We start from the raw sequence: 18364 nt of genomic DNA on the forward strand, positions 1-18364 counted from the left end.
CTCCAAAATAATAAGCAATATCAACCGAAGACCCCACTGATTTTGTGTAGTACGACATTCCTTTTTGAGCCTCATTCAACGTAAAGAACTCTCCATTTATATCAGATAGATTTATTAAAGCATCAACTCCTTTTAGTAACACACCTTCTTTATATTCAAATATATTTAATTCCGGTTTTTTGTTATGTAGAGCTTGGGCAAAAATTAAGAATGGATACATAGCATAACGTTGATAATATGGCCCTTCTGTATAATAACCATCTGGTGAAAATGGTTCATCTAAATTTGCGAAAAAGCCTACTTTTTGACCTTCTGTTTTAATGAACCCACCATCATTATCTTTCATTCCAACTTTAAGATTGTCAATTTTTAAACCATGTAAAGCTGTTTGTAATAAGTTATCGTCTTCCATTACCAGTGCAATCATACCTACTGCTACATTACCCCAAGTACTATGGTTATGTACTCTATTAAAAAATTGTGGGTTATCTATAGATATAAAATCTGCAAAAGGTCTAAATAAATTTGTTTCCAACTGTTCTCTTTCATTTTTACTTAGATATTCGTAAATGCAATCATAAGCCTGACTCGTATATACCAACCAATTTGACTCATTTAAACATTGCCAAAATAATTTACCCCTAGCATACGATCTTGTTTGTGGGTGTAAAGGCAATGTTGGATATAATTTTTCATAAGCAAATAGCATTTCTTTAACATATAAGGCATATTTTTCATTATCTAAAATCTGGTATAAAACACCAGCTTTTTGCATCATCGAATAATTCTTTTTATGACGTTCATGAGTATAACCCCCCGAGAAATCTTTTGGAATTGGCACATCAATTCCAACTAATATTTCAGCATCAATTTCTTCCTTAACTTTCGCTAGCGTTTCATCAAATAACGGAACATTTCCTAAATTTTCTCTAATGTTCTGAACACCTTTTTGAGTTAAAACAAGTTTTGGGTGATTACTATCATCATTTTTATCTGTATACTTAATTGTACTATTTTTACATGAAAACATAGATATTTGTGTAAAAATTAAAATCACAATTAAGAACTTATGTTGAGTTATTTTATACATATTAAATTGGTTAACCAGTTTGGTTTACCAAATATATATATATTTGTGTATTAAACAAAAGTTTTTTCAAAAAATAAAATATGCGTAAATTTGCAATTGAAACAAAAGACAAACTAAAATAGATTAGCATTCCTAGCATTGCAACTTATTTATTTACTAAAGAAGGGTTTATACAGATTACAAAACGAAAGAGGTACAAATAATCTATAATAAATTATCATCATTTAACAAAATGTTAAATGAAATAAAAGGATCAACACAAAATTGAATTATATAGAATGGAAATTTGATTTTTAGCAAAAACTAAGATTACATATATTTAATCAATTAATATCCTATTAAAAACAACTAAAATTCAATAACTCAGATACACCTTTCCCCTTCTAACCTACTATAAACAAAGAGAAATTACTTATTGTATCGGAAAGTAACTGATTATCAAAATTTTATATATCTTTTAACACATAATATTTAAATGTGAAATAAACTCATTATTATGGTTTATATCTTTAGATAAAGTATGCATTGATGCATTGGGAAGGGTTAGCAATGCTTTTCCAAATGTATTTTCTTTACAATTTACCAAATCACACATATCAGTTAAAGCTTCTTTAATTTGATATTCATTATCTAAGGATTTATAATTTGTTCTAGAGATACCAACTCTTCGTTTTCTGACATTACGTTCTATTCCAAGATCTTCAATTAAAAGACTATCAATATCTTCAATTCTAGCTACTATTAAAGGTGGACTTGCAACAAAAAGTCCATAACTTAAATACATTGTAACATATTCATAAAAAAGAAACCTTATAGCTTAACAACTATAAGGTTTCTTTATTAAAAAAATTTACTTTTTACAATTAACAATAGTAATGCTTAAGCAACTAAATACGTTTATAAATTAACTAATAGGAAGGGCAAGTTGTATTATAACTTGCACCTGCATCTTTTATCCATCCAGTATTTGGTGGTGTAAAACCTGCATCAATTTTTATACAAGTTAAGCCCGTATTGATATCCGCCATAAAATCCCATATGTTGGTATTATTTCCATTTGATATATCTAAACTCGTTAAGTTATTATCAAAACATCTAAGACGGGTTAATGCAGTATTATTTGAAACATCTAAACTTGTTAAGTTATTGATAGCACAATACAAAATTGATAATGCTGTATTATTTGATATATCTAAACTTGTTAAGTTATTGTCAGAGACACTCAATGTACTTAACGCTGTGTTTTTTGAGATATCTATACTCGTTAAGTTATTCTGATAAACTCTTAACTCTGTTAACAATGTATTATTTGAAACATCTAAACTTGTTAAACCATTACCATCACACTTCAATCCTGTTAAGTTTGTGTTTTTTGAAATATCAAAACTTGTTAAGTTATTGTTATCACAGTTAAGCGTTGTTAAATTAACAAAAGCTTCAATGCCTGTTAAATCACTGATGCCTTTATTACGAACATATATACTACCCGAAAAAGCAACCGCTTCTGTAAGTTGAATTTCACTATCATTATTTGTATTAATCGCAGTATTGGCTACCAATGCTGCTTTAAAATGAGCATCTGGTATATTAACCGAAACTCCTTCTGCAACATCAGTTACTGTAAGAATTACAATACCTGTAACACTAAAACCTCCATCTGATACCGCTACTGAAATAGAATGAGAGGTAGCAGTTTCATAATCCAGGGTTTTCCCAGGTGCTAAACTTATTTCTCCAGAGTTAGAAATAGTAAACATATCACTATTATTTGCTGCAGTTAAACTAAAGTTCAAGCCATTATTATCTGGGTCAGTAGCTTCTACTGTACCAATAACACTACTCGCTGCAATATCTTCTGCAGCTGTAAAAGATTGAGTTGTTTCTACAAAAACTGGAGCTTCATTAACATTTGTTACATTTATAATAACAGGTGTACTTACATTGTTTAAACCATCAAAAGCAGTGATTTGAATATTGTATTGTGTTTTTGTTTCGAAATCTAAATTACTTGTAGATTTTAAACTGATAGCACCACTATTAGTATCTATTTTAAAAAGACTACTAGAAGAGATAAGAAAATTTAGTGTATCACCATCTGCATCCGTAGCAGACATTGTTCCTATAATTGTTGTTTCATTTGCATCTTCTTCAACTGTAAAAGGTCCTGACTGGGTAAATACTGGGCCTTCAGAATTCACATAAACTACATTAATAGTTACTGTTGCTGAAGCTGTTGATTCCCCATCTGATACCTCAACTGTTATAAGATGACTTGTAGCTGTTTTGTAATCTAAAGAAAATCCAGCTGCAAGTTTTAAATCACCATTACTTGAAATTTCGAATATTAAAGGAGTCTCGGGTTTGGCTAATTGTACTATACTATAACTGAGCTCTGTACTTTCTGCATCTGTAGCAGTTACTTTTCCTATAATACTGCTTGATGTTATATCTTCAAGGGCATTAAAAGATTGTGCTTCAATTTCTGGAGCCGTATTTAGCACCTCATCTTTACTACATGCAAATATGATTAATAACGATAGCATTGTAATAACTTTAAAATAATTTTTCATTGTTTGTTTTTAATATTCTTCAACAAACATATAACACACTACTTGTTATAAAGCAAACCACTTTATGAATAGAAAATTGAGTTTGTGAACGGAATAAGTATTCACTAAATAGTATAAAACTCAGTCATTACAACTGAGCATTTTTTTAAACTAACTATTAAATTGGGAACTATGATCTAACGGTACTCAATTTTAGCATAGAAATTTCTAGAATAATAGTAATATTATTTGACGATTGGTTGTTTACTACTAGACTTATTCATGAATTACTAATATCAACTCCTTTTTCAATAGCTCCAATATCTATGTTTCCATTCGTTCGTAAAGTTCCTGTATCAATTGCTAGTTTTATGGATGGTAATTGGAGTTTGGAAATAGAAATAAATCTTAATTTTAGAAAAATCTAAAACTTTCTTTTAAAAGGCATTGTTACAACTACTTTGGTGCCTTTAGCTACTTCATTTTCATATAAATCAGTAATACTATAACCAATGTGTTCGTTATATTGCTTTTTAAAAATTTCTAATCTTTTTTCTATTGCTCCAAGAGCAAACGATTCGTGATGATTTCCTTGACGATTAGAAATTTCAGATGCCTTACACCTTCCAATTCCATTATCAGTAATTACACATTGCAAACTGTTGTCTATAAAAGTAAATTTAATATTAAGTTCTTTTTCACCTTTTTTATGCAATAAACCATGCACCAAAGCATTTTCAATAAAAGGTTGAATTAATAAGGACGGAATTTCTAAATTTTCTTTTGAACTAAAAGAAATAGTATACTTAAACTCATCTCCAAAACGAAGATTTTCTAATTGTAAATACACTTTTAAGAAATCTAACTCTTTATCTATAGAAATAAAATCTTGACTAGAGTAACTCAACGTGTTTCGTATGAGTTCTGCAAACAACACAATAGAATCATAAGAAGCTTCTGTATCTTGTTTTAATACTAAATCTTGTATAGAGTTTAAGGCATTAAAAATAAAGTGCGGATTCATCTGCGATCTTAATGCTGTTAAATTTATATTTATTAACTCTTTCTCTAAGGATAACTTTTCTAATAGCGCAATTCGTTCTTTTTCTTTGCTTTTTATTTTTTTAATAAAATACCAAATAGTGCTTCCAAAAATTAATATGGAAACACCTAAAATAAACCACCAAGTTTTCCAATATGGTTTATTTATTAAAAACGTAAGTTCAATTATTTTCTTTTTATTATTAGCAGTATTAGTTTGTACTTGAAACGTATAATTACCTGCCGATAAACTATTGTATTTAACAGCGTTTATACCTAAATCCGTAACTAACCAATTATCATTAAGTCCTTTTAATCGATATTTATAGTTCCCTTTTTGGTTATATAAAAAACCATTTACATTAAAACCTATTTTTATTGTATTCTGATTATGGTTCAATTTATAATTAGAGACAATTATGGTATCTTTTTCATTAATTTCTAAGTTATTAAAGTAAATTTCTGGGTTTTGTGTTTTAAACGCTTTTTCTTTATCTACTGAAAACAAACCAACGTTAGACGAGAAAAACACTTTGTTGTTTAATATTTCTATACCAGAAATGTCATAAGATAAAATACCTTCTCTTTTGGTTAATGTTTTTAATTGATCTGTTGTAACATCAAGTACTTGAATACTATTTTCTAAGGAAATCCATAATTCATTTTTGTCTGCTTTAATTTTCCCTATGTAATTAGATGATAAGCCATTTCTTGTTGTATAATGATGTATAACACTATCATTTTTAATTCCAAAAACACCATTTTTAAAAGTTGATACCCAGATAACACCATTAGCTGTTTCAGACATTGAGTTACCGTAAATAGATTTTCCCTCAAATTGAATTTTTTTTGGGTTCCAAATACTATCATATTTAACTAGGTCATCTACATATGCGACATAAACATCATTTTTAGTTTTATTATAATGTGATGCATATGTCCTTTTTCCATTAGAAATAAAAATTTCATCATTATTAATATTAGCATTTTCTAGTTTTATTACCGAACTATAACTCGTAAGAAGTAGGTCATTATTTTTCAGTAATGTTATACTTTTAGCAGTGTTAAATTTCTTTAACTTATTAATTTTACTTAATTGTTGCCTTTTGTAATTATAGGTATAAGATTCTAAATCTTTACTTATAAAAACTATATTTTTTTTTGGGTGATATTTAATTACTGATACTCTATCTTTTGAGGGCAAGACTATGTGCTTTTCTATGTTCGTTGCTACATTATAAAACCCTATACTTCCTGATTTAGTTCCAAAAACTAATGTATTATTATCTATTATATCTAAACTGCTTATGTTTTTGTTTTTTTCTGAAACACTACAAGTTTCAATATTAATATTTGGAATTACATAAACTCCATTGTTTAACGTTGTTAACCAATAGTTATCATCTTTATCTTTTAAAATTTTTGTGATATCTCTACCTTTTAAAATTCGTTTCTTTAAACGAAAATTATTTGATGTAAATTCATACACCCAAACTCCAGAGTTTGTGCCTATCCAAATTTCATTTTCATTTTCATTTTCAAATAAGGTATAAATTCGTTCTTTAGCTAAAGCTTCAAATCCTTTTATTTTGTTGATTTTTTCTTCTGAAATATTAAATTGAAAAAATATATTTATGCCACTTCTTTTCTCTTTTAAGAAAAAAGAGGAGCCTACCTTAAATATTTTAATTTTACCTTGAGATACAGAACGTCCGTTTTTATTTCTAAATAATAAGTTTGACGTCAATAATTTTTTAATATTATTTTCTGGAGTTATATTTAGTATAGAACCTGCATTTGATACATAAATCGTGTTATTTAATTTATATGGAACTCCAAATGATTGTTTGTTATTAAAACATTGTTCTATAATTTTTGTATTTAAATCTATTTTATAAATATGCCTTGAAGATACTACCCATAGATATTTCCTTTTAATTATAAACTCTGCTAACTCTCCTTTTAATAATTTATTTAAATCTGTAAATAAGTGTAATTTTCCGTTATCTGTATAAAAAAATTGACCTGAAATATTATTACACCAAATACGTCCTAAACTATCTTGTTTAGCTCCAAAAACAGATAACCCGCGTTGTTCTTCATTGCTATAATTCTTAAATGTTTTACCATCATATCTAAAGAGTCCTTTAGCTGCAGATAACCAAATAAAACCTTTGTCATCTTCCATGACACCATAAAATTCTTTATCAGGTAATCCATTTCTTTCTAAAATATGTATAGATACAGGCTCTTGTGCTTGTATTAAAAGTGAAGTACAAAAAATGAAAAATAAAAACAGTTTTTTTTTCATTATATTTTTTTTAAAATTTAATTATTCTCTCAAAATCATCAACTCTTGCTCTCGATATTTTAGCTTTTAAAACCCCATTAACAAGAGTAATGGTTAATGCTGTTTTATTTAAAAATTCTATATGTGATAAATTAACTATCCACGCTCTATGAGAACGAAAAAAAGAAGTTTCTTTTGGCAATACATTTTCAAAGTACTTTAAATTTTTACTAGTTGTAATCCTCTTGTTACCTTTTAAGTGTATTGTACTATATGCTCCATCAGCTTCTACTGCAATAATGTCTTCTAAATTAACAATTCTTCTATTACCTATCTCTGGAAGTACTATTTTTTTATAATTCTTATCTTTTATAGATTTTAACAAAGTTTGGTAATCAACTAATGCTAATTGTTTATTTAATTTATCTTCTAATTTTTGTAATGTTAGAGTTAATTTTTTTCTATCAATAGGTTTTACTAAATAATCAATGGCATTTAACTCAAAAGCTTTGATTGCATATTGATCATAAGCTGTCACAAAAATAATTTCAAACTCAATCTTATCGAAGAATTTTATAATTTCATAACCCGCGTAATTAGGCATCTGTACATCTAAAAAAACTACGTTTGGTTTTATTTTTTTAATTTGCTTAACTCCTTCTTCTAAATTATTACAAGTCGCAATAATTTCTATATTAGAAGAACTTCTTTCCAATAAATTGGTCAGTACATTTCTTGCACTTTGTTCATCGTCAATAAGTATTGCTTTAATATTAGTCATGAAAACAAAGGTAACAATAGATTCTTACTTACTGCAAAGAGTTTATGAATGGTAAATTGGGTTTGTAAGTTATAACACAAATATCTAAGAAGACATTCTTCTTAATAAGAAAACTAAGTTGAATATATTCATTTTATTTGATAAGATCAAACAAAAGAAAGAAAAACACTACACTTAGAATTCACATAACCTCTCGGCAACACCCGTTAAATAAAGAAAAGTTACATATTGTATTGGAAAGTGATTAATTATTTAAAACATTTTAATAACAACTCTTATTTTCATGAATTGGCGGGAAAGGTTCAGTACCAAAAGAACAGTACACACAGCAATCACTATCTTTAGTTTTTAAAACTGTTTTACAATTTTTGAATTCATAAAAAAAATATAATATTTTTCATACTAAATATTTAAATATAAATTGTCCATTTACACTTAATTTTGTAAGGTATCTCATTTTATTTTGACATAATATTTATACTAAAATCATTCACTAATGAAATTTAAACTTCCGCTAATAATATTATTATTTTTATCAGTTACAATTGCATCTGCTCAATTTAAAAATCCAAAAAAATTACCTTTTACTTGGAAAACTGACACTATAAATCGCTCTGTTGACCTTTCAGAAATACAGATAGCGCTTCCAAAAGGCTCATTTCCAACACTCGATAAACCAAAATTTGTGAATAAAGCTGAAGGACTAGAAATGTTTTTCCCAAAAGAACCTGTAATAGCGGTCGAAATTAATGGTATTGCAAAAGCATATTCCTTAAATATTTTAACGATGCACGAGATAGCAAATGATGAACTTGAAGGAGTACCAATTTTGGTAACTTACTGTCCATTATGTAATTCAGGAATTGTATATAACCGAAAAATAAACCATCAAGGAGTAAAAGAAATATTAGAATTTGAAGCTTCAGGCATGTTGCGAAATAGTGATATGGTAATGTTAGATAGAAAAACTGAAACTTTATGGCAACAACTATTAGGAGAGGCTATTGTTGGTGATTATAACGGAACTGAATTAGATATTATACCGTCATTAATAATTTCAGTTGAAGAATTTTTTAAACGTTACCCAGAAGGTAAAATACTATCTAAAAAAACTGGATTTGCATCCTCTGAAAAAAATTACGGTCATAATCCTTATAAAAAATATGATGAAAAAGAAAATCCAATTGAGTACTTTTTTAATAGTGACAAAGTAGATAAACGTCTACCGGCAATGGAGCGTATTGTAGATATTGAAAGTGATGGAGAATATAAAGTGTATACTTTTACAAGTGTTGCAAAAAGTGGTGTTATTAATGATACTTTTAAAAATAAAAATGTTGTATTATTTTATAAACATGGAACAATTTCAATTCTAGATGAAAATGATATTTCAGCGTCTAAAGATGTTGGTTCTGTAACTGTTTTTAATGCTATAATTGATAATGAACAATTATCGTTTAAAGGTGAAAATAACGTTTTTATTGACACTAAAACTGAGTCTAAATGGGATATAACTGGTTACTGTTATTCTGGAAAATTAAAAGGAAAACAATTAAAAATTGAACCTCATAGCAATCATTTTGCATTTGCTTGGTTAGCATTTAATCCTGAGAGTGAGATTTATAAAGAATAATTAGCACCGAAATTTAAAAGCTGTAATACTCAAATTTTATTAGTGAATAATTTTAAAAAGTAATTCTTTTAAAATATCGCCACTTGGTAAAGCATTAGCTCCAACTCCTTTGCTTTTCACATCTGCTTCACGCAAATAAGCAATAATTTGAGAAACTTTTCGCATGGGATAATTTTTTGCAGCAGTAATATAATCTGACACAAAAAATGGACTTACTTTTAATGCTCTAGCAACGCTATTTTTAGATTTATCACTTAAACTATGATAAGTAAGTAGTTGAGTAAACAAACTATTTAATAAAGAAATTGTAACAATAATTGGATTAGCTTTCTGGTTTTTAGCAAAATAATTAATTATCATATTTGCTTTGTACACATTACGTTCACCAACGGCTTTACGCAATTCAAAATTATTATAATCTTTACTTATTCCTATATTTTCTTCAATATGACTAGCGGTAATGGTAGAACCTTCAGGTAAAACAACCATTAACTTATCTAATTCGTTACTTATTTTGCTTAAATCGTCTCCCAAAAATTCAACTAGCATTACTGCTGCCTTAGATTCTATTAGATATTTTTTACCAGACAAAACTCGTCTAATCCACTCTCCTATTTGGTTTTCATATAGTTTTTTACTCTCATAAACTACACCACTTTTTTGAAGTGCTTTGTACAGTTTTTTACGTTTATCAATTGTTTTGTACTTATAACAAATAACTAAAACCGTTGATGGTTGTGGATTTTCTACATAAGTTACTAGTTTTTCAATAGATCTAGATAAATCTTGCGCTTCTTTTACAACAATAACTAATCGTTCAGCCATCATTGGAAAACGCTTGGCATTGTCTGAAATTTGTTCAATAGTAACATCTCTTCCATATAAAACTTGCTGATTAAAACCTTTTTCTTCTTCAGAGAGTATATTTTCTTCAATAAATTCTGAAATTTTATCAATATAATAAGGCTCATTGCCCATTAAAAAATAAACAGGTTTTATATTTCCACTTTTAATATCAGAAACTATTTTAGTAACGTCATTCATTTATAAAAAAAAATTAGCATTTTTGTTGAATGCATCCATTGAATTTACCAACATATAAATTCAAAATCAAAAGTAATGAAAATAAGTACTTTATTTTTGATATTGTTAGAAAAAAATATGTGAGTCTTACTCCTGAGGAATGGGTACGTCAACATATAGTCCGTTATTTGGTTGAAGAAAAAAAATATCCAATTTCATTAATCACCATCGAAAAAAAATTAACCATTAACAAGTTAACCAAACGCACAGATATTGTGGTTTTTAATACTGATGGCTTACCACATATTATTGTTGAATGTAAGGCTGCTTCTGTTAATATCAATCAAGATGCATTTGACCAAATTGCACGATACAATTTAAAATTAAAAGCCAATTACTTGTTTGTTAGCAACGGTTTGAATCATTATTATTGTAAAATGGATATTGAAAATGAAACCTATATTTTTTTAGAAACTATCCCAAAATACAATTCGTAAAATGAAAAAAAAATATTTTATTCGAACATTATTTGTGTTATTAATTTTAATAATTGGCAGCTATTTTATACCTGCTCCTCAGGCTGATTTTTTTGATTTATACACAAAAAATGACAAGCCAGCTTTAAGTTTAAAAGAATTTAAAAGTAGAGCAACAAAACAAATTACTGTAAATAATGTTAAATGGAACTATTTAACTAGTGGAAACGGAAAAGAAAGCATTTTATTTTTGCACGGAATGGGTGGTGCATATGATTTATGGTGGCAACAAGTAATTGAGTTTGAAAAAGATTATAAAATAATTACGTACACATTACCTGAAGAAATTAATTCATTGGAAAAAGCATCTGAAGGAATATTAAAAATTTTAGAAACTGAAAATATTAATAAATTCAATGTAGTTGGAACATCAATGGGCGGTTACATTACTCAATATTTAGTTTCTTCAATCCCAAATAGGATTGAAAAAGCTGTTTTTGCAAATACTTTCCCTCCAAATAATTTAATTGAAAAAGTAAACGCAACTAAAAGTAAAGTAATTCCCTATTTACCCGAAATACTACTTTCAAAACTAGGAGAAAAAAAATTAAATAATGAATTAATACCCGCAGCAAAAAACTCTGAATTATTAAACGCTTTTTTACCAAGTTTGCCTTTTAGTAAAAAACAATTTATGAATCGATTTTATGTTGTAATTGATAAATTTACTGCAACACCAGCAAAATATGAAATAAAACGAATTCCGAAATTAATTATTGAATCTGATAACGACCCTTTAATTCAGCCTCAATTAAGAACAAAAATTAAAGAATTGTATTTAGATGCTGAAATTTATACATTTAAAAACGAAGGACATTTTCCATATATAAATGCTTCACAACAATATAATACTGTGCTACGCAATTTTTTAACTAAAGAAAATGAATTTAAAGCCGTAGAAAAGACAATTTATAATTATTTTGAAGGCAGAAAAAATGCAAATTTAGAAATTTTACAAACTGCTTTTTCAAAAAATGCAAGTTTATATACTAGTTTGAACAATACCGAATTAATTATCCCTTTTGAAGCATTTTTAAAAAAAGTAAAAAGTGACGGTGTTCAACAAATTAACACATCAATTTTAAATGGCGATATTGAAGGTGATATTGCTAATTTTAAAACACAGTTTATATATTCTAATGCATCTTATTCAGATTATTTAACATTTCTAAAAGTACAAAAAGAGTGGGAAATTATTAGTAAAACATTTACTCAAAACTATTAATGGTTGCATTTTTTAATTTTTTAACTGTACACGCTACTAAAAGAAATATTAGAATAGGTGTTCTATTAATACTTCTCTTTAATATATTATTATTACCCGAATTTTCAAAATTATTTTCAGAAAACAACATTAAAATTAATGCTATTTTAGATTTAAAATTTTCTTATACAATTAACGAAGCTTACCTTTTAATTGAAAACTTAGGAGAAAACGGAAGAAATACATACAAATACAAAACATTATTTATAGATTTCCCGTACGCGCTTATGTATAGCTTTGTTTATGCATTTATTATTATAATGTTATTAAATACAACTACTTTAAAAAGAATAAACTATGTATGTTTAGCACCTTTTTTTATAAGTTGGTTTGATGTATTAGAAAATTCTGGAATTATTTTAATGCTCCTAAAATATCCAACAAAACTAACTGCTATTTGCAATTTAACTTCTATTTTTACATCTTTAAAATGGATTTTTGCCGCAATTACCTTTTTAATAATTGTAACTTTATTTATAAATTTAATTTATTCAAAAACACTTAAAAAAAATTGAAATTAGCCATTGTTATATTAAATTGGAATGGAAAACATTTACTAGAAAAATTTACACCTTCAATAGTTAAATTTAGTAAGTTGCCCAACGTTGAAATTGTTGTTGCAGATAATGCTTCATCTGATGATTCAATCAATTTTATTCAACAAAAACACCCTGAGATTAAAATTGTTCAAAATAGTGTAAATGGTGGTTATGCAAAAGGTTATAATGATGCTTTACAACATGTAAAAGCAGATATTTACGCTTTGGTAAACTCAGATATTGAAGTAACTGAAGGTTGGTTAAATCCAATTATTAAATTGTTTAAAAATGAACCTGAAACAGCCATTGTTCAACCAAAAATATTAGATTTTAAAAACAAAGATAAGTTTGAATATGCTGGTGCCGCAGGCGGATTTGTTGATAAATACGGTTATCCATATTGCAGAGGAAGAATTTTTGCAAATTTAGAAACTGACACGCAGCAATATAATGATGAAGCAGAGATTTTCTGGGCTTCAGGAGCTTGTTTTTTTATTCGTTCTGAGATTTTTCACAATCTAGATGGTTTTGATGAAGATTATTTTGCACATCAAGAAGAAATTGATTTATGTTGGAGAGCTTTTAATCTTCAAAAAACAATTAAATATGTAGGAACTTCAACAGTATATCATATTGGAGGCGCAACGTTAAAAGAAGCAAGTCCTAAAAAAACTTTTCTAAACTTTAGAAACAGTCTATTTACATTGGTTAAAAATTTACCAAAAAACAGTATCATTCCAATTATATTTTCAAGACTTATTTTAGATGGTATAGCTGGTGTTAAATTTTTAATAGAATTAAAACCAATACACACTTTTGCCATTATAAAAGCACATTTTAGTTTTTATTATTATGTACTAAAAATGATTAAAAAAAGAAAAGTACTTCAACAAAAAAATAACTATTTTTCATTAAAAAGTATCGTTTGGAGCCATTTTATTGAAGGAAAAAACACCTATAAAAAATTATAAAAAATCAATAGTTCCTTTACCTTCACGTATAATTGTAATTTCATCGTCAGATAAATCAATAATTGTAGAAGGAATATTTCCGCCAAAACCACCATCAATAACCGCCTCAACTCTATTTTTCCATTTTTCAAAAATTAATTCAGGATCGGTTGTGTATTCAATTAAATCATCTTCATCATAAATTGATGTTGAAACAATTGGATTTCCTAATTTTTTAACTAACTCTCTAATGATATTGCTATCTGGAATACGAATTCCTACAGTTTTTTTGTTTTTAAATGCTTTCGGCAAGTTATTATTTCCAGGTAAAATGAACGTATATGGCCCCGGAAATGATTTTTTTAAAATTTTATAAGTTGGCGTGTTTATTTGCTTTACATAATCTGAAAGGTTACTTAAATCGTAACATATAAAAGAGAAATTAGCTTTCTCTAATTTTACACCTTTAATTTTAGCCACTTTTTCCATAGCTTTTGCATTGGTTATATCACAACCAATACCATAAACTGTATCTGTAGGATAAATAATTAACCCTCCTTTTTTTAAAATAGCTACAATTTTTTCTATTTCACGCTCGTTAGGATTTTCTTCGTAAATTTTTATTAGCTTAGACATACTACAAATTTTATACAAATGTAGTTTTTAAACCATAAAAAAACCTGCACTAAGCAGGTTTAATTTTTCTTCTTATTTTTCAATAAGCCTAAATCCCTCTCCATGAATATTCAAAATTTCAACATCTTCATCTCTTTTTAAATATTTACGAAGTTTAGCTATATAAACATCCATACTACGTGAAGTAAAATAATTATCGTCTCGCCAAATTTTAGTTAAAGCTAACTCACGAGGCATTAAATCATTTTTATATATAGTAAGTAATTTTAATAATTTACTTTCTTTAGGTGATAATTTTTGAGCTTCACCATCATCAAATGATAAATGACGTAATTTTGAATTAAAATCAAACTTTCCAATTTTAAATTCAAACACTTCTTCTTCAACATCCTGTTCACTTTCTTTTCGCTGCATTATCGCTTTAATTTTATACAATAATACTTCAGAATCAAAAGGTTTATTTAAATAATCATCGGCTCCTGCTTGATAACCTTTCAGTACATCTTCTTTCATAGTTTTTGCCGTAAGAAATATAATTGGTACTTCAGAATTTGTACTTCTTATATCTTTAGCTAATGAAAAACCATCTTTTCTAGGCATCATTACATCTAAAATACATAAATCATAATCATCATTTTTAAACATAATAAGACCTTCCAAGCCATCTTTTGCTAGTGTTACATTATAATCGTTTAATGTAAGATAATCTTTTAAAACAGTTCCAAAATTTGGATCGTCTTCAACTAATAAAATTTTCTTGTTTTCCATATTTTATTTATTTATACCAATGGTAATTTTGCAGTAAAAGTGCTTCCAATTCCTTTTTCACTTTCAACAGAAATTTCCCCTTGATGAATTTCTATTATTTTTTTTACGTATGAAAGTCCTAAACCATGTCCTTTCACATTATGAATATTACCTCTTTCTTCTCTATAAAACTTTTTAAATATATTTTTTTGAACTACTTTACTCATTCCAATACCATTATCAGTTATTTTAACTATAATATTTTTTTCAGTATTACTTGTTGAAATATTAATTTTTGGTATTTCATTAGAATATTTAATTGCATTGTCTAACATATTAACAAAAATGTTGGTTAAATGGAATTGATTCGCTGTAATTTCAGCAAAACTAGCTTTAAAATCAATATTTATATCACCTCCTTTATCGTTAATTAATAATTGAATATGCGTTATAGCTTCCTCTATTATGTCGTGAGTATCAACAACTTCCTTACTAACATCTAATTGATTTTTTTCTAATTTAGATATTCTTAAAACATTTTCAACTTGTGTATGCATTCGCTTGTTTTCCTCCCTAATCATTTTCACATATCTTAACACCTTATCTTTGTCTTCTATAATCTTGGGATTTTTAATAGCATCTAAAGCTAAATTAATTGTTGCAATAGGTGTTTTAAACTCATGTGTCATGTTATTAATAAAATCTGTTTTAATTTCAGGAATTTGTTTTTGCCTAACTAACTGATATAAGGCACTTACAAAAGCAACAATAATAATTAACACAAAAAATGCTGATAAAAACAAAATTTTAAAAATTGAAGAAAGGATGAATTTCTTTTCATCAGGAAACGTAACAAATAATTGAAAGTTACTATTTCCATCAGTATCAGCAAACATTGGCACTTTATAACTTTTTCCAGCTTCTTTTCTAAAATAACCCGATTTTACTTGCGTTGCTAAACCATTACTGTAAATACCATATTTAAAATTGGTTGCAATTCCTCTACGCTCCAATTCATTATTAAGCCTATACGTAATTTCCTCATTACTTACCCTTTTATGTATTGGCATTCTAGAAGTAATTGCATCAAATGCAGGTTCTAATTTAGCTTTAATTGCCTTATCAAATCTACTTACTTTTATGTATTTTTCTTCAGGTGGATTTACTAAACTTCCTGAATTATCAATAATATCACCTTTTACAACTACAATTTCTTCTTTACTATAAATTTCTTTAAAATCAATAGAATCATTTTCAAAGAACTCAGTTGGTACTTTATAATTTTGTTCAATTATACTCTGAGAATATCTAAATCTTTCATTATTAGTTGTATCAATTTTTTCATAAATAAACTTACTAATATCTGAATAATCTAACTTACTACCACTAGGTACTCTTTCAGAAATATCATCATAAAAGTTTTCAAATTCTCTTTCTTTAATATCTTCTGAAACTTTTGCCAGAGCAAATCTCACATTAGAAGTAAACTGTTCTTCTGTAATTTGTATCGTGTTTTTAATCCAAAATACTTGTACCGAAATAATACCAATTAAGGCAATACTCATTAAAATAATAATAAGTACAAATATTCTTTTTCTCATTATTCAAAAATAAACTTTTAACAGTATAAATGTTAAATTTTAACGTAAGTTAACAAAAAATACAATTTTTTAACAATATATTAAGAAATTTTGTAAAGAAATTATTTTTCTACTAGTACTTTATAAAGTTTATCAACTTGTTTTTTTGTAGCTTCTAGTGTAGTATTTGTAATTATGAAATCTGATTTTTCAATTTTTATAACATCTGAAGTTTGATGTTGCATTCTTTCTAAAATTTGCTGTTTAGAAATTTTATCACGCTTAATAATTCTTTCTATTTTATCTTCAAAATTAGCAGTTACGGTTATCACATAATCGCATATTGTATTCGTACCACTTTCAAATAAAATAGCAGATTCATACATCACAACTTTAGTTGTTTGCTTTTCAATAAATTTTTTGAAATGCAATTTAACTTTTGGGTGCACTAATGTATTTAATGCTTTTAATTTTTCTTTATCATTAAAAACAACGTTAGCAATATAATTTCTACTTAGCTTATTATTTACATATGCTTTTTCACCAAAAAGTGTAGTTATATCTTGTATTAGTTGCTTATCAGAATTCATTAACTCTTTAGCTTCAACATCAGCAATATAAACTACAGCACCCAGTTCTTTAAATAACTGTAACACTGTGCTTTTACCGCTTCCAATACCACCTGTTAAACCTACTATTATCATCTTTGAATTAAAAATTCTATTTGACTTGGGTTAATTTTTAGTGTAGAAATAAATTCGCTTTGTTGTTGTATTGTTGGAGTTAAATACTTAATTAATGTATCGTTTTTATACTGATTAAAATCGTACACAATTAAAAAACTATTTTTGGTTATTTTGTTAAAGTTTGAAAGCCCTGCTTGATAAATAACTTCAATTTCTTTTGGAAAAGTGTTAATTTGCATATTCTCAGGCTTATTAATTAAAGTTATTGGTAACATAAATTTTCCTTCAGTAAATTTATCAACCTTACCTGTAACTATTATTTTAGTTGCTGAAAAAGTTAAATGCTCTTTTTGTAATGGAAGTTTTAAAGGTAAATCTTTATGAATAGACTCATAAACATCGCTTAATTTTAATACTGAAGTTGTTAACTCTTTTATTGAATCTACAAACTTTTCAGGACCTGTTATTAAAACAGAATCTGGCTTAATTATTATATTTTCAATAAAATTATAACCTAATTTAAATTTTATATCTAATGATGGGTTTACAGGTATCTTTTTAGATTTATTATTTCCTAACTCAATAAAAATTGTATCATTTAAAACATTCACAACTTCTGTTTCATTAGATAATTGAGCTTTTAAATACGTAATTTGTTGGTTAGGTAACATATAAAAACTTGAACCGTTTTTAATAGTGTTCTTTAAACTTAAAACAACCTTACTTTTTTTTACTTTGTATTTTAACAACGTAAAACCCGGAGCTTTTAAAGCTATTTTAATTTCAGAAACTGGTTGAGATTGTAGTAATTTTCCTGCAGGAATATCTTTATATGTTACTCTAAAAACGGCTAAACTAGTATATGTTTTAGATAATTCAATTAACAACCAAATTATTGAAGTTAATAACAATATAAATAAAAACACTTTAGCTTTTCTTTTATTGTTAATTGATAAGTTTGTTTGTTGTGTAGCTGTTTTCATTTACTAATAATAAGATTTAAATATACAAAAAAAGTG

At 26.9% G+C, this 18364-nt stretch carries 17 protein-coding genes; 5 read left to right on the top strand and 12 right to left on the bottom strand.

Going from position 1 to position 18364, the window contains the following annotated elements; all coding sequences use genetic code 11:
- From GQ540_RS02435 to GQ540_RS02460, 6 genes are all read right to left on the bottom strand, one after another.
- Window positions 1-1090: alginate lyase family protein (locus GQ540_RS02435; protein ID WP_291796797.1), on the bottom strand; the 1090-nt coding region annotated here is incomplete at its 3' end.
- Window positions 1091-1547: 457 nt separating this feature from the next.
- Window positions 1548-1874, bottom strand: a complete 327-nt coding sequence (locus GQ540_RS02440) for a hypothetical protein (protein WP_291796800.1) — start codon at window positions 1872-1874, stop codon at window positions 1548-1550.
- 124 nt (window positions 1875-1998) lie between these two features.
- A complete protein-coding gene (locus GQ540_RS02445; RefSeq protein WP_291796802.1) occupies window positions 1999-3660 on the bottom strand; it encodes a leucine-rich repeat domain-containing protein in 1662 nt (553 codons plus the stop codon).
- A gap of 403 nt (window positions 3661-4063) precedes the next feature.
- On the bottom strand, window positions 4064-6991 hold the full coding sequence (locus GQ540_RS02450) for a histidine kinase (protein WP_291796807.1): 2928 nt from the start codon (window positions 6989-6991) through the stop codon (window positions 4064-4066).
- Window positions 6992-7001: 10 nt separating this feature from the next.
- Entirely contained in the window at window positions 7002-7751 is a 750-nt protein-coding gene (locus tag GQ540_RS02455; protein WP_291796810.1) for a response regulator, read from the bottom strand.
- 262 nt (window positions 7752-8013) lie between these two features.
- Window positions 8014-8145, bottom strand: a complete 132-nt coding sequence (locus tag GQ540_RS02460; RefSeq protein WP_291796981.1) for a GDCCVxC domain-containing (seleno)protein — start codon at window positions 8143-8145, stop codon at window positions 8014-8016.
- A gap of 102 nt (window positions 8146-8247) precedes the next feature.
- On the opposite strand from GQ540_RS02460, the gene GQ540_RS02465 reads away from it, so the two are divergent.
- Window positions 8248-9384 (top strand): DUF3179 domain-containing protein, encoded by a 1137-nt coding sequence (locus GQ540_RS02465; protein WP_291796813.1) that lies wholly within the window; start codon window positions 8248-8250, stop codon window positions 9382-9384.
- Between the two features lie 39 nt (window positions 9385-9423).
- Here the strand turns inward: GQ540_RS02465 and holA are convergent, their stop codons facing one another.
- Window positions 9424-10428 (bottom strand): DNA polymerase III subunit delta, encoded by a 1005-nt coding sequence (holA, locus tag GQ540_RS02470; protein WP_291796816.1) that lies wholly within the window; start codon window positions 10426-10428, stop codon window positions 9424-9426.
- Between the two features lie 29 nt (window positions 10429-10457).
- On the opposite strand from holA, the gene GQ540_RS02475 reads away from it, so the two are divergent.
- From GQ540_RS02475 to GQ540_RS02490, 4 genes are read left to right on the top strand one after another with little or no spacing between them, the layout of a single operon-like run.
- On the top strand, window positions 10458-10904 hold the full coding sequence (locus GQ540_RS02475) for a type I restriction enzyme HsdR N-terminal domain-containing protein (protein WP_291796819.1): 447 nt from the start codon (window positions 10458-10460) through the stop codon (window positions 10902-10904).
- Between the two features lies 1 nt (window position 10905).
- Window positions 10906-12168 (top strand): alpha/beta fold hydrolase, encoded by a 1263-nt coding sequence (locus GQ540_RS02480; protein WP_291796822.1) that lies wholly within the window; start codon window positions 10906-10908, stop codon window positions 12166-12168.
- Window positions 12168-12722 carry a hypothetical protein gene (locus tag GQ540_RS02485; RefSeq protein WP_291796825.1) on the top strand — a complete coding sequence of 185 codons (555 nt, stop codon included), beginning with the start codon at window positions 12168-12170 and terminating at the stop codon, window positions 12720-12722. Before GQ540_RS02480 ends, GQ540_RS02485 begins: the two co-directional genes overlap by 1 nt.
- Window positions 12719-13717: a glycosyltransferase family 2 protein gene (locus GQ540_RS02490; RefSeq protein WP_291796827.1), complete on the top strand. Its 999-nt coding sequence runs from the start codon at window positions 12719-12721 to the stop codon at window positions 13715-13717. Before GQ540_RS02485 ends, GQ540_RS02490 begins: the two co-directional genes overlap by 4 nt.
- Here GQ540_RS02490 and GQ540_RS02495 read toward each other — a convergent pair.
- The 5 genes from GQ540_RS02495 to GQ540_RS02515 form a co-directional block, all read right to left on the bottom strand.
- Entirely contained in the window at window positions 13712-14332 is a 621-nt protein-coding gene (locus tag GQ540_RS02495) for an L-threonylcarbamoyladenylate synthase (RefSeq protein ID WP_291796830.1), read from the bottom strand. The genes GQ540_RS02490 and GQ540_RS02495 overlap by 6 nt on opposite strands.
- Window positions 14333-14404: 72 nt before the next feature.
- Window positions 14405-15100, bottom strand: coding sequence for a response regulator transcription factor (locus GQ540_RS02500; protein WP_291796832.1), 696 nt, complete (start codon window positions 15098-15100; stop codon window positions 14405-14407).
- Between the two features lie 11 nt (window positions 15101-15111).
- Window positions 15112-16680, bottom strand: a complete 1569-nt coding sequence (locus GQ540_RS02505) for a sensor histidine kinase KdpD (protein WP_291796835.1) — start codon at window positions 16678-16680, stop codon at window positions 15112-15114.
- Between the two features lie 101 nt (window positions 16681-16781).
- Window positions 16782-17363: a dephospho-CoA kinase gene (gene coaE, locus GQ540_RS02510; protein WP_291796838.1), complete on the bottom strand. Its 582-nt coding sequence runs from the start codon at window positions 17361-17363 to the stop codon at window positions 16782-16784.
- Complete coding sequence (locus GQ540_RS02515; protein ID WP_291796841.1) at window positions 17360-18328, bottom strand: YbbR-like domain-containing protein; 969 nt, start codon at window positions 18326-18328, stop codon at window positions 17360-17362. The genes coaE and GQ540_RS02515 overlap by 4 nt, the downstream gene beginning before the upstream one ends.
- Between the last annotated feature and the right edge of the window lie 36 nt (window positions 18329-18364).

Origin of the sequence: Lutibacter sp., assembly GCF_013139515.1 — a bacterium.
GTDB lineage: Bacteria > Bacteroidota > Bacteroidia > Flavobacteriales > Flavobacteriaceae > Lutibacter.

Excerpts from the sequence above, each read along its gene's own strand:
- GQ540_RS02505 (WP_291796835.1), bottom strand. The coding sequence starts at position 16,680 with ATGAGAAAAAGAATATTTGTACTTATTATTATTTTAATGAGTATTGCC.
- GQ540_RS02465 (WP_291796813.1), top strand. The coding sequence starts at position 8,248 with ATGAAATTTAAACTTCCGCTAATAATATTATTATTTTTATCAGTTACA.
- GQ540_RS02515 (WP_291796841.1), bottom strand. The coding sequence starts at position 18,328 with ATGAAAACAGCTACACAACAAACAAACTTATCAATTAACAATAAAAGA.
- GQ540_RS02495 (WP_291796830.1), bottom strand. The coding sequence starts at position 14,332 with ATGTCTAAGCTAATAAAAATTTACGAAGAAAATCCTAACGAGCGTGAA.
- GQ540_RS02475 (WP_291796819.1), top strand. The coding sequence starts at position 10,458 with ATGCATCCATTGAATTTACCAACATATAAATTCAAAATCAAAAGTAAT.
- holA (WP_291796816.1), bottom strand. The coding sequence starts at position 10,428 with ATGAATGACGTTACTAAAATAGTTTCTGATATTAAAAGTGGAAATATA.
- GQ540_RS02445 (WP_291796802.1), bottom strand. The coding sequence starts at position 3,660 with ATGAAAAATTATTTTAAAGTTATTACAATGCTATCGTTATTAATCATA.
- GQ540_RS02440 (WP_291796800.1), bottom strand. The coding sequence starts at position 1,874 with ATGTATTTAAGTTATGGACTTTTTGTTGCAAGTCCACCTTTAATAGTA.
- GQ540_RS02500 (WP_291796832.1), bottom strand. The coding sequence starts at position 15,100 with ATGGAAAACAAGAAAATTTTATTAGTTGAAGACGATCCAAATTTTGGA.
- GQ540_RS02485 (WP_291796825.1), top strand. The coding sequence starts at position 12,168 with ATGGTTGCATTTTTTAATTTTTTAACTGTACACGCTACTAAAAGAAAT.
- GQ540_RS02480 (WP_291796822.1), top strand. The coding sequence starts at position 10,906 with ATGAAAAAAAAATATTTTATTCGAACATTATTTGTGTTATTAATTTTA.
- coaE (WP_291796838.1), bottom strand. The coding sequence starts at position 17,363 with ATGATAATAGTAGGTTTAACAGGTGGTATTGGAAGCGGTAAAAGCACA.
- GQ540_RS02450 (WP_291796807.1), bottom strand. The coding sequence starts at position 6,991 with ATGAAAAAAAAACTGTTTTTATTTTTCATTTTTTGTACTTCACTTTTA.
- GQ540_RS02455 (WP_291796810.1), bottom strand. The coding sequence starts at position 7,751 with ATGACTAATATTAAAGCAATACTTATTGACGATGAACAAAGTGCAAGA.